9 protein-coding genes and 1 tRNA gene are annotated in these 12,126 nt (G+C 45.2%); 3 read left to right on the forward strand and 7 right to left on the reverse strand.

The annotated features are described in order from the left end of the window. Positions 1 to 190: 190 nt before the first annotated feature. Positions 191 to 907: an ECF transporter S component gene (locus tag NYP55_RS02115; RefSeq protein ID WP_472781482.1), complete on the forward strand. Its 717-nt coding sequence runs from the start codon at positions 191 to 193 to the stop codon at positions 905 to 907. Between the two features lie 160 nt (positions 908 to 1,067). Next, positions 1,068 to 1,141 (forward strand) — tRNA-Ile (locus NYP55_RS02120). A gap of 287 nt (positions 1,142 to 1,428) precedes the next feature. Here NYP55_RS02120 and NYP55_RS02125 read toward each other — a convergent pair. The 6 genes from NYP55_RS02125 to NYP55_RS02150 form a co-directional block, all read right to left on the reverse strand. Then, positions 1,429 to 1,605: a hypothetical protein gene (locus NYP55_RS02125; protein ID WP_155237437.1), complete on the reverse strand. Its 177-nt coding sequence runs from the start codon at positions 1,603 to 1,605 to the stop codon at positions 1,429 to 1,431. A 26-nt stretch (positions 1,606 to 1,631) separates the two neighbouring features. After that, positions 1,632 to 2,528, reverse strand: coding sequence for a carbohydrate kinase family protein (locus tag NYP55_RS02130; RefSeq protein ID WP_004132728.1), 897 nt, complete (start codon positions 2,526 to 2,528; stop codon positions 1,632 to 1,634). A gap of 277 nt (positions 2,529 to 2,805) precedes the next feature. Next, entirely contained in the window at positions 2,806 to 4,386 is a 1,581-nt protein-coding gene (locus NYP55_RS02135; protein WP_472781524.1) for an aminopeptidase P family protein, read from the reverse strand. 132 nt (positions 4,387 to 4,518) lie between these two features. Then, on the reverse strand, positions 4,519 to 7,131 hold the full coding sequence (gene pepN, locus NYP55_RS02140) for an aminopeptidase N (protein WP_472781483.1): 2,613 nt from the start codon (positions 7,129 to 7,131) through the stop codon (positions 4,519 to 4,521). Between the two features lie 115 nt (positions 7,132 to 7,246). Continuing rightward, entirely contained in the window at positions 7,247 to 9,202 is a 1,956-nt protein-coding gene (locus NYP55_RS02145; protein WP_032843039.1) for a ribonuclease J, read from the reverse strand. 152 nt (positions 9,203 to 9,354) lie between these two features. Beyond that, a complete protein-coding gene (locus NYP55_RS02150; protein WP_004132738.1) occupies positions 9,355 to 9,498 on the reverse strand; it encodes a hypothetical protein in 144 nt (47 codons plus the stop codon). 327 nt (positions 9,499 to 9,825) lie between these two features. Between NYP55_RS02150 and NYP55_RS02155 the strand changes: the two genes are divergently transcribed. After that, positions 9,826 to 11,229: an MFS transporter gene (locus NYP55_RS02155; protein WP_102704921.1), complete on the forward strand. Its 1,404-nt coding sequence runs from the start codon at positions 9,826 to 9,828 to the stop codon at positions 11,227 to 11,229. A 188-nt stretch (positions 11,230 to 11,417) separates the two neighbouring features. Here the strand turns inward: NYP55_RS02155 and NYP55_RS02160 are convergent, their stop codons facing one another. Next, positions 11,418 to 12,098, reverse strand: a complete 681-nt coding sequence (locus NYP55_RS02160) for a GNAT family N-acetyltransferase (protein WP_472781484.1) — start codon at positions 12,096 to 12,098, stop codon at positions 11,418 to 11,420. Between the last annotated feature and the right edge of the window lie 28 nt (positions 12,099 to 12,126).

Genomic DNA, 12,126 nt, shown 5'->3' on the forward strand with positions numbered 1-12,126 from the left:
TCGGTTTTATAGCGCGTTATAGATTTCTGCAATAATCAAAAACGTTACAAATCGCACAAAACTAGCGCATAAAGGCGTGTTAGTGGCGATTAAATGGTAAAGTACACGTTGGCGTTTCTGCCCAGGCTGCGTAGGTCGAGAAACGCTCAAAGAAATTACAATGCGCAGCAATCAATAGTTAGGAACACTAATGAGTGATATTCTAAACAACGAATCCGCAAACAATCAAAGCGAAGAAAACGCACAATACTCCGCACAATCCGAAACTCCAATAACCGATAAGGCTCGTGCAAACGCAAATCCTGCACCAACAACAATCGCAAGTCTTAAATGGCGCGTTGCAGATATATCGCTCGGCGCCGCTCTAGCCGCCTTGTTTGGCATAATCTACTGGGGCTTTACCATTGTGTTCTTCTCACAAATCTCCCCTATTTTGCGCACGGTTTTGCCTGGATTTGGCAGCATTTTGCACGGCGTTTGGTACATGTCTGGCCCGCTTGCACTCCTTTTAATCCGCAAGCCTGGTGCTGCGATTTACGTAAACGTTGTTGGCGCCGTGTTTGAGAACATTCTTGGCCAGCAATACTCTGCGTTTATGGTTCTTGCTTCCGCTGCTTTGCAAGCCGTGTTTAGCGAGCTTCCTTTTGCTATTGCTCGCTACAAAAAGTACAATCTTACTTTAAGCGTAATTTCTGGCACTCTCACTGCTCTGGAATATGGCATTTACTTAATGTTTGTGGTTTACCAGGGCAAGAGCGCAAACTATCTTACAATTCACATGATTTGCGAGCTTATAAGCGGCTTTGTGATTGCAGGAATTGTTCCTTGGATTCTATTCGTTGCAGTTCGTAAGACTGGAGCTTTAAGCAATTTTGCTTCTGGAAGAGACCAAGAAGTAGTAGCGTAGCTATTTGCTCTAAAGCTGCTTGCGACTTGTCTTGCGCGCACTCATGCGATTTTGCTCGCTAAACAATGCGCTAATCGTAGCGTGAATCGCAGCATGTTAAACAGCGTGTTAAACGTTTATGGGTGTGTGCTAATCTAGTCGTTGCTAACTTTGTTAGCGTGGGGCTTTAGCTCAGTCGGTTAGAGCAACGGACTCATAATCCGTCGGTCCAGGGTTCAAGCCCCTGAGGCCCCACTAAATAACTCAAAATGGCTTTATTTCAACGTTTTCAGCAAGTCACAAACAGTAACGACACACCAAACGACACACCTAGACTACTATGTTTAAGCATGTTTAAGCGATTAAACTGCTCTTAAAACCGCGTGTGACACGCCAAAAAGAACCTACTTCTATTATATCATTTTCACAAAAAGTTAAGAGTATAAAAAATTACCCCCCGCATGGAGCGAGGGGTAATTACTAATTTTCAACTTGTATTCTCAATTAGAGAATACTTTGAGCATATTGCGCGCCACTTATTTTCAGTAGTAGTGTCGTCCAGGATTTTGCCGCGGCCGTCCAGCTCTTAGAAGCCTTACAGCAGTATCAATGTCTGGCGCATCATCTGCTGCGCGCATAAACATTGCTTGAATCATCTGCTCGGATTCTTTGCCATCATAGTGCTTAGCCTTATTATCGTCCCAAACAAAATCAGCCATGAGCATACCTTTATATTCTTTACAGCCTACAGTCCTGCTTTAGAAAGATAGTCTGGGATTTCGCTCGGGTACTCTGGCCACGCTCCTGCTTGAGTGCAAACGTACGCAGCAGTGTTGATTGCAGCACGATGCGCGTCTTTAAGCGAATCGCCAGCTAAAATCCTTGCAGTAAACGTGCCAGAGAATGAGTCTCCAGCGCCAACAGTGTCGTTAACTTCCACATGAGGAGTTGGGTAGGTAGAGCTTTCGCCATTCTTAGTAAAGATTGCGCTAAAAGTAGATCCGCCAGTCAAAATCACGTAATCCAAACCGTAACGAGCCTGGAACCATTTGCAAGCCTCATTGTCGGAAGTTTCGCGAATATTGAACATATCTCTAAGAAGAAGCAGCTCAGAATCGTTAAGCTTAAAAACAGTTGCCTCTTTAAGAAGAGCGTCAATCAAATCCTTTGAATAATGATCGCTACGAATGTTTATGTCGAAGAACTTCATGGCGTTTGGCTTTGCATGCTTTAAAAGCTCCAAAACAGTATCGTGCGTTTCTTGCGATCTTAAGCTAAGAGTTCCAAAGCAAATCGCGTCTGCTTTGCTAACAAGATCCACAAGTTCGCGCGTATAAACAATATGATCCCACGCAATGTTTCGCACAATCGTGTACTCTGGAATACCATTTCTAAGCGAAACATCTACCGTACTAGTTGGCCAAGCATTGCGCTGAATAACGTGCTTAATCCCTGCTTTTTCAACTTCTTCAACAAGTTCATTGCCAAGAGAATCTTCTCCAACAGCACTAATAACGTAGCTTTCTGCACCATTGCATTGCGCGTGATACGCAAAATTCGCTGGAGCACCTCCAACTCGTTTTCCTTGGGGAAGCAAATCCCACAGTAGTTCTCCAAGTGAAAGAACGATTGGCTTAGTCATTGTATTCCTTTCGAGAGTATCGATGATTTTGCTGCGACTAGTTAATCAACATCTTTATTGCAACAAGTCACATAAATGCATAAAACACATAAATGTATAAAACGCATGAAACATATAAAGCTTATGCAGCACACAAGCCACATAAGCCGCAATAAAGTAATGTTGTTATAACAACTAAGTGCTATAACAACATTATTGCGTAAAGATTAGATAATTAATTTAGATGATCTTAGATGATTCTAAATAATCCTAGACAATCCGTTTAGATAGCAGCACACTATTTAGCAGCGCGCTGAGCCATCCAAGCTTCAACATCTTCGATTTGCTTAGGAATATCAATAGAAAGCCACTCAGGACCATTCTCCGTCATCAAAACATCGTCTTCAATGCGGATTCCAATTCCGCGCATTTCTGGCGGAAGCATAAGATCATTGGCAGCAAAGTACAAGCCAGGCTCGATTGTGAAAATCATTCCTGGAGTAATCTTTGCACCCTGATACGCCTCGTAGCGAGCTTGAGCGCAATCGTGAACATCTAGACCCAAGTGGTGAGCAACACCGCAAGCATGCCAACGGCGATGCTGCTGACCTTGCGGAGAAAGCGATTCTTCAACGCTAACCTTTAGAATACCCCACTCGTGCAAATGCTCCGCGAGCACGCGCATGCAAGCGTGGTGAATATCGCTGTAAGTTGCGCCCGGCTTAGCTGCCTCAAAACCAGCTTGCTGTGCGTCTAGAACGCACTGGTAAAGCTTCTTTTGCAAATCCGTGAACTTGCCGTTTGTTGGGAAGGTTCGCGTAATATCTGCAGTGTAAAGGCTATTGACTTCTACGCCTGCGTCAATAAGCAAAAGTTCGCCGCTAGAAACCACGCCAGTGTTGCGCATCCAGTGCAAAATTGGAGCGTGCTTGCCAGAAGCAACAATTGTATCGTAGCCAACTTCGTTTCCAACTTCTCGAGCAACGGAGTTAAAAGCGCCTTCAATCATGCGTTCAGAATGCTCCTTGCCCAAAGCTTGAGGCAAACGCGTAAGCATGCGATCAAAGCCCAACTTTGTAGCAGCAACAGCTTTGCGCATTTCGCCAATCTCGTAAGCGTCTTTAAGCATTCGTGCCTCGGCAGCCACTTCGTGCAGCTTATCGTCTGCAGCAATGTTAGCATCTTCGTCGCTAAATCCACTCGCTTCTCTTAAAGCATCTACGCGCGCAGTTAAATCAGCATCCGACTCGCGCACAATTCGCACGCGCACGCTTTCTGCAGCGCTATTATCGTCGCTAACGTTTTTTGCAATCGCGTCGTCAAGCTCGGCAATATCGCGCGTTTCAATGCCAGTCATAGCCTTAAGCTCTTTAAGTCCTGCGCGAGGGCCAACCCAGTATTCGCCGTAGTGCGGATCTTTGTAGAATGCGGCAGTGCTATTGTCTGCGCGAGGAGCAACAAAAAGCTGCGGAATGTGAGTTTTGCCAGCAGCCTCCTCGCAACTGCCTGCTTGCACTGGCTCAAGTACAAGCACAGCGCCAGCCTCGTAATCCTGACCCAAGCCAGTGTAATATGCGAAAGTTGTGTCTGGCCTAAAAGCGTAGTCGCAATCGTTATTGCGCACTTTTGGCTGACCTGCTGGAACAACAAGGCGCTCACCTGGGAATCGCTTGCCAAGCGCTTCTAGACGCGCTGGTGTGTATTTCGACGATTCAAGCGGTTCGATTTGAGGCTCCTGGTTATCCCAGCCGCTAGTCATAAACTCTTTAAAGGAATCGCTGTTTGGTCGCAAAGATCGATTGTTTACGCGGTCTTGTGCTTTTTGCGTGCCATCCGCGTTTAGTTGCTCTCCATGTATTGTTGGTGTTGATTGATGCATATCTTCTGCCATCTTGCGACTCCTTGATTTTAATCTTAATCAACTTAATCTTAATCAACTTAGATTCAATCTACATTTCCCTATTTTCTTATTAGGAATGTACATTGAAAATTGCTATTTGATTGCAAAAAACTAGAGCGAAGCGTTGTAATGCTGCACTTTAAGCGTGCGTCGAGAAGAATCGAGCTTGCCGAGCACCATGCGACGCAAAGCAAGGTCGGCATCCTTGTGCTCATCAAGCCAGCTTTGCCCGCGCTCAACTAATTCGTCTACATCCGCATAATTTGGATACAAGCCTTCAATCAAAGTTTCCGCCATGTGGAATGTGCGATTCTTCCAAATCCACTCAACTTCCGCAAAGTAGCGCTCAACATAAGACTTAACCAAATCACCTTTAGCAGTGCTTGCAAATCCAGCAACAACAGCACCCATTTGCATATTAGTTAAATTGAGATTGCGCAAAGCCTGTTCAAAAGCCCAATCCTTAGCTTCTGCAGTTGAGCGAGCCGCACGAGCCTGATATGCGTATTCACGATTCTCGGTAGTATCGCGCTTAGCGAGTTCCGCATCAATTCCAGCTTCGTCCAAAGCATTCACACCTGCGAGCGCAATAAGAATGCTCCAACGCAAGTCGTTGTCGATTTCCAAGCCTTCTAAGCGCACAGAGCCGTCAAGCAATCCGTTAGCTACGCGCACAAACTCAGCATCTCCAACTTCGCCATATCCAAGATAAGCCTTGAGCAACTGGAATTGCTCGTCGGAGCCTGCAGAAGCTGCCAAAGCCAACTGCCAAAGTTCATGAGCTACATGCTTTGCAACTTGTGCTTGGCGCTCTGGAACAACGTAGTGGCTTGCAGTTACCTTTACTTGACCAAGAGCATAGCGGAAAGTCGTAGATTCGCGCTCGGTTGCCAAGGCCTTAAGGCTAAGTTCCACAAAGCGCTCTGCTGGGAATTCCGCATCTCGAGTCATATCCCACAATGCGAGCCAAATAAGAGAGCGCGTCAAAGAATCCTTAAAGCGGTAAAGATTTTCGGCAGCAAACTCAAGCGACTTTGCGTCAAAACGTAGCTTTGTGTAAGTCAAGTCGTCGTCGTTTACAAGAATAAGCGCAGGCCTTTGCAATCCGCGCGCCTCAACAACTTCCGTCACTTCGCCATCAACATCGAGTTCAATTCGCTTTGTGCGCTTAATTTCGCCAGTTGCTTCGTCTACATTGTAGAATCCAACAGCCAAGCGGTGTGCGCGAAGAACAGGATGCTCATCTGGCGCGCTCTGGCGCAAAAGCAAGGAAGCAATAGTGCCATCAGCTGCTTCTTCGACTTCGGTAGAAATCGTGTTAATTCCAGCTTTTTCAAGCCATTGCGCACTCCAAGCCTTAAGATCGCGTCCGCTTGTAAGCTCTAACTCATGCAACAAATCAGCCAAAGTTGCGTTGCTATAAGCGTGCTTGCTCAAATAGTTGTGGATTCCTTCAAAGAACTTTTCTCTGCCAACATACGCTACGAGTTGCTTTAATACAGAAGCACCCTTTGCGTAAGTGATGCCGTCGAAGTTTACGGAAGTGTCGTTCAAATCGTTGATTGGAGCCACGATTGGGTGCGTTGTTGGAAGCTGATCTTGATTAAGCGCCCAGCTTTTCTCGCCAGAATTAAAAGTGCTCCAAGCGTCATGCCATTCGGTTGCTTCAGCAGTTGCAAGCGTAGACGTAAACTCGGCAAAAGACTCGTTAAGCCACAAATCATTCCACCACTTCATAGTTACGTAGTCGCCGAACCACATGTGTGCAAGCTCGTGCAAAACTGTTACAACGCGGCGCTCAGCATAAGCGTCCGTAACTTTGGATTCAAACACGTACTGGTCTCGAATCGTAACCATACCAATGTTTTCCATAGCTCCAGCGTTGTATTCTGGCACATAAATCTGATCGTACTTTGCGTATGGGTATGGCACTCTCCAAGTCTTAGCATAGAAAGCAAAGCCCTTCTTTGTAATATCGAACAAGTAGTCAACGTCTTTTGCAAACGCGTCTTTAAGTGCTTGACGGCAGTACATTGCCATTGGAACTACGCGGCCGTCCTCATTGTTGTAAGACGTGTGCCATTGCGCGTAAGGACCTGCGCAAATCGCAGTTAAGTAGGAGCTCATTTTTGGAGTTGACTCAAACACCCAGCGCTTCATGCCTTCTACAGCGCCATTTTCCAAAGTGCCATCTTCCGTCTTGCGCCCTTCAATCGCAGTTTCGCTTTTAACTGGCATGTTGGAAGTAACAATCCAACTTTCTGGAGCATCCACACTAAAGTCAAAAACAGCCTTCAAATCTGGCTGGTCAAACACTGCATAAACGCGGCGAGCGTCTGGAACCTCAAATTGCGTGTAAAGGTAAACGTTGCCGTCGGAAGGATCAACGCTTCTGTGCAAGCCTTCGCCCGTGTTGGAATATTGGCAATTTGCTACAACTTCTACTGTGTTGTGCTCAGCCAAATTTGCAAGCTCGATGCGACTATCTGCAAAAACCTTAGAAACGTCAAGAGAAACGCCATTAAGCACAACGGATTCAACACTGTTTGCAATCAAATCGAGGAAGCTTGTTCCACCAACTTTTGCGCCAAACTCAATTTTTGTGTGCGACTTAAAATCGCGGCCACCCTTGCCTAAATCAAGTGCAACAGTGTAGTGAATTGGCATTTGGATAGCGCTAAAACGTTCCGCAGCTTCTACGCGAGTCAGATTTGCTCCTGGCATATTAACTTCCTTTTGTGTTTATTGTGTATTTACTTGTGTATTTATGGTGATTTTACTTTATTTATGATTTTTACGTGGCTCTTATCGCTTGACTAGTCCTTGACTAATCACTTGACTAATCCTTTTGCGCAAGATCCGCAACAACAGGCACAATCATTGGCTTTCTACGCAACGCGCGCGCAATCCAACTTCCAAGCGTTCTTCGCATAATCTGCTGAAGCTTGTGCGTGTCTTTCTCGCCGTGCATCATGGCATCTTGAAGCTGGAAAACAATCTGAGATCGAACCTTTTCAAAATCAGATTCGTCTTCTGCAACAGCATTCAAGTAAATCTTTGGACCTGCTACAACGTCTGCGCTATCTGTATTTACAACTACAAAACTAGACACAAAGCCTTCCGTACCAAGGATTCTGCGCTTTTCCAGCTCTTCGTCTGTAAGCTCTCCAACGGAATCGCCGTCAACGTACACGTATCCGCATGGAACAGAGCCAACAACAGCAGCATTTCCGTGGTACAAGTCCACAACATCGCCATCTTCTGCCAAAACAACATTCTTAGGGTCCACGCCCGTTTTAACAGCAATCAAACCGTTTGCAACAAGATGCCTGTGTTCTCCGTGGATTGGCATAGCGCACTTTGGCTTAACAATGTTGTACAAATAGAGCAACTCACCCTCGTTGCAATGACCAGATACGTGGATTGCAGCATTGTCTTTGTTGATTACGCGAGCGCCCATTTGCACAAGCTTGTTAATAACCTTATAAACTTCGTGCTCGTTTCCTGGAATTAGAGAGCTTGCAAGAATAACGGTATCGAACTCGTTAACTGTAATATCTTTGTGTATTCCGTCTGCGATTCGTCCAAGTGCTGCCATTGGCTCGCCTTGAGATCCTGTGCACATATAAACAAGCTTATCGTCTTGAATATCTTTTGCTTGCTTTAGATCTACAACAGTATTTTCTGGAATATGCAAGTAGCCAAGATCGGCCGCAATCGACATATTTCTAACCATTGATCGCCCAACAAACACCACTTTTCGACCATACTTGTGCGCAGCATCTACGACTTGCTGAACGCGGTGAACGTGGCTAGAGAAGCTTGCTACGATTATCTTGCGCGATGCGTTAGCAAACGCTTGATCCAAAGCCGGTCCAATAGTGGTTTCTGGCTTAACAAATCCTGGAATCTCAGCGTTTGTGGAATCAGCCATTAATAGGTCAATTCCTTGCTCGCCAAGCTTTCCGAATTCAACTAAATCAGTAAGCCTATGGTCTAGTGGAAGCTGATCTAACTTTATATCTCCAGTGTCTATAATCGTTCCCGCTGGCGTTTTTACGCATACAGCAAGAGCGTCTGGAATTGAATGCGTTACGCTAATAAACTCCAAATTGTATGGGCCAACTTTTAGCTTTGAGCGGCCTTCTACTTGAATTGTTTTTGGCTTAATCTTGTGTTCTTCGCACTTTGCTTCAACAAACGCAAGAGTGAGCTTAGACCCGATTAGCGGAATATCTGGGCGCATTTTAAGCAAATACGGCACGCCGCCAATGTGGTCTTCGTGGCCGTGAGTTAAAACTAGCGCGTCTACTTTATCTAGTCTGTTTTGAATGTAGTGGAAGTCTGGCAAAATCAGATCCACGCCTGGCTGCTCTTCTTCTGGGAAAAGCACTCCGCAATCTATAAGCAAAATATGGCCGTTATATTCAATAACGTTCATATTTCGGCCAATTTCACCCAATCCACCAAGCGGAACGATTCGCATTGACCCCTTGCGATACTTTGGAGGCGCAACAAGCGCGCCCTCTCGCTGATCATTTACCACTGGCGGAAGCGCATTGTAAGTGGCTTTAGAGCTTTTAGGAGACTTAAATCCTTTAGATGCCCTACTCACCTTATTCGATTCAGAGTCTTTAGTTTTTTTAGTTTTTGTATTTTTATTTGTAGTTTTATTTTCTTTTTTCACAGTTTTTGTTGACTTTTTATTGTTTATATCTGAGGATTGAGGAATTTTTACAGAGTCTACAATCTCTGCAAGAATCTCATCCGTCGATTGCATCGTTGTATCACTCATCTGCTCTATTGTAGCGTTAAGCCTCAACGGATTTACAAAACTGCGACTTCGCACGTCAACAAAAGCGGCAATCACAAAAATGCCGTAAAAAATAAAAGTCGAAAATATTAAGCTAAATCTAATGCTCTAGCAATCAAATACTCTAATGCACTCTAGTGCTTGCCGTATTTTTTCCAAATCTTAATTCCAATACCAACAAGAACAACCACGATTGCAAAAATCATGGAGCCAAGTATTGCAGAACCTGATTGAATGTTAGCAAATCCAGATGCCGAGCAAATAAGTGAACCAAACATTACGCACCTTCTAAAATTCTTGTTTCTCATTTTTATTAGAGAAAATCAATTATCTCTAATTCTACAATACTTTTCTTCAAAAGATAATCTCTATATACAATCGCAAAAAATCGTAAAAACAATCACATCGCAATAGACGCGACTAATCTGCGCGAAAACTTTTCCGCACTTTGTACCACATTTGACCCAAAACACGTACAAACACGGGAAAACAAAACAACATCGGCAAACTTTGACGCCATAATGTAGACTAGAAAGACACTCAAAAATCAATCATGCTAAACATGCTAAACATGCTAAGCGCGTACAAATTTAAGGGAAGTGAATATGTCATCGCAATCGGCGCAGCAAAAGTCTTCGCCTATGTCAAACTACGCAAAATTGTTCTCTTTTGAAGGAACACGAGCGTTTTGCATATCTGGAGCAATAGCAAGGCTGCCTATTTCGATGATGGGCTTAGGAATTGTTCTAGCCTTAAACCACATTTATAATAATTGGACAATTGCAGGCACTATGAGCGCCGCATACGTGCTATCGCAAGCAGCCGTAACGCCATTATATGCAAAGCTTTTTGATAGATTCGGCCAGCGAAAAGTGGGTGTAATCGCCCTAAGTGCGCAAGTTGTTTGCATGCTGTCGTTTGCAACCGCCGCACTTTTCCACATACCTTTGCCAATACTGTTTGCGCTTGCAATTTTAATGGGTGTTACACAATTTGCGTTCGGCGCGCTTGTTAGAACTCGCTGGGCATACACTCTTAAAAGTCAAACTGACGACACGCTGCTAAACGTTGCATACGCGCTGGAATCTGGAATCGACGAGATTGTGTTTATATTCGGACCAATTCTTGCAGCGTGGCTTGCCACTAGCGTTCACCCTGTATCTCAGCTTTTTGTGCCAGTTTTGGCAAGCGGACTAGGCGGAGCATGGTTCTTGTCACTTAAAAACACGCAACCTGCGGTTGTTAAAATTGTGCAAGTAGAAAGCGCACCCGCAAATGATGAAGATGTGCGAGCTGCGCTGGAAAATGGCCCTTACCGTACATCGGAAGACTCGGCGGAAGACTCGTCAAAAAATGGCAAGAAACTAATCGCAAAAAATCTTAGAGATAGGCTTTCACTAAAACAGCTGAGGAACACAAATCGCAAAAACAAGTCAAAAAACGTGCTTCTATACCGCGGAATTATACCGCTTGTTGTTATGTTCCTTGTTTTTAACATGAGTTTTAGCGCCTTTGACGTATCTGTTACAGCAGCAATGCGCGCACAAGGATTAGACAAACTGATCGGCTTGCAACTTGCGCTGTTTGCATGCGGGTCTTTAGTTGGAGCCGTTATTTTTGGCTCGCATAAATTCCGCGGTTCTAATTGGTCTCATCTAATCGTGTTTCTAAGCCTGCTTACCATTGGCTTTATTCTTATGAACATTAACATAGATAGACTTGTGCTTCTAAGCATTTTTGAGCTTTTAAGTGGATTATGCGTTTCGCCGATTTTTGCAACTGGAAACCTTATTGTTAAAGACACGATTCCAGAGCATTCGCTTACCGAAGGATTATCTTGGCTGCCAACAGCATCGGCTACTGGCGCTTCGCTTGGATCCATGGTTGCAGGCTTTGCGATTGACGCGTGGAGTTCGCACGGCGGAATGATGGTTCCGTGGATTTCTACGCTTGTTGCGATTCCAATCGCGTCAATTGGGTGGATTATTGTAACGCGCAAGCGCAGCTAATACGCGCAAGCATTCTTCCGTATTTTGTACGCGCGACGACCTGCCTGAGCACTTAGAGCGTAGCGTGCGAGGGCAATTCGGAGCGCTGAGCCGCTCAAGGCAGAAGCATTGCTTCTGCGCGGCGAAGACGTTCGCGCGCTTAGACCGCGCGAACGATTGGCCAAATTTGGTACAAAAAGCGGAGTTAATCAACGCGATTGATGCGTGCGTCTGGTGCGGTTTACAAACGGCTCGCCCGAGTATATGTACAAGTCCTCAACAAGGTCTTTTACGCGATCCGCATACTTTTCGTGATCTTTTTTAGCCCACGTAGCATCTCGCCTAAGCCCGTGATAATCGTAAAAACTAACATCGCAAGCCGTGTCTGTGTGCAAAAAGTAGCGGTTCACTCCGCGGCTGCGCAAATGTTGCATTGTGCGCTTCCACAATCCGCCGCCGACTCCGTGCCCGCGAGCGTCTGGAGAAACAATAAAAAGCTCCAACTCTGCCTGAGTCAAGTCGTTTATATGGCTCATCGCCTCCAACTTGCGCTCAATCTGACCCATTGAAATCGCAGAATCCAGCGCTTTTACGTGCAAAGAATCGTCTTTGCTAGACATCTTTGCTTCTTGCTCTTCTAGCATCTTCTGAACTTGCTTAAACAGCACTTTATCTCCGTACACGCGCGCAAGAAGCAGCCCCATAAATTTGCCGTTTATTGTTGCAACAGTTCCGTAAGTAGAAGGCTCCAAATAGTGCAGCACGAATCGCCTAGAAAGATTGCGCGAAGCGTCTGCTCCAACAGCATTCGCAATCCCCCATGTGCGCTCGTATTCTTCTACGATTGCGTCAATGTCGTTAATTTTAACTGGACGAAACTCAACCGTCATTTTGTCCTTCTTTTACTTTTACTAACTT

This window comes from Gardnerella sp. c10Ua_31, from assembly GCF_055700915.1.

Bases quoted from the DNA above. Each gene is read 5' to 3' on its own strand.
- NYP55_RS02155 (WP_102704921.1), top strand. From the start codon at position 9,826: ATGTCATCGCAATCGGCGCAGCAAAAGTCTTCGCCTATGTCAAACTAC.
- NYP55_RS02125 (WP_155237437.1), bottom strand. From the start codon at position 1,605: ATGGCTGATTTTGTTTGGGACGATAATAAGGCTAAGCACTATGATGGC.
- NYP55_RS02150 (WP_004132738.1), bottom strand. From the start codon at position 9,498: ATGTTTGGTTCACTTATTTGCTCGGCATCTGGATTTGCTAACATTCAA.
- NYP55_RS02160 (WP_472781484.1), bottom strand. From the start codon at position 12,098: ATGACGGTTGAGTTTCGTCCAGTTAAAATTAACGACATTGACGCAATC.
- NYP55_RS02130 (WP_004132728.1), bottom strand. From the start codon at position 2,528: ATGACTAAGCCAATCGTTCTTTCACTTGGAGAACTACTGTGGGATTTG.
- NYP55_RS02115 (WP_472781482.1), top strand. From the start codon at position 191: ATGAGTGATATTCTAAACAACGAATCCGCAAACAATCAAAGCGAAGAA.
- NYP55_RS02145 (WP_032843039.1), bottom strand. From the start codon at position 9,202: ATGAGTGATACAACGATGCAATCGACGGATGAGATTCTTGCAGAGATT.
- pepN (WP_472781483.1), bottom strand. From the start codon at position 7,131: ATGCCAGGAGCAAATCTGACTCGCGTAGAAGCTGCGGAACGTTTTAGC.
- NYP55_RS02135 (WP_472781524.1), bottom strand. From the start codon at position 4,386: ATGCATCAATCAACACCAACAATACATGGAGAGCAACTAAACGCGGAT.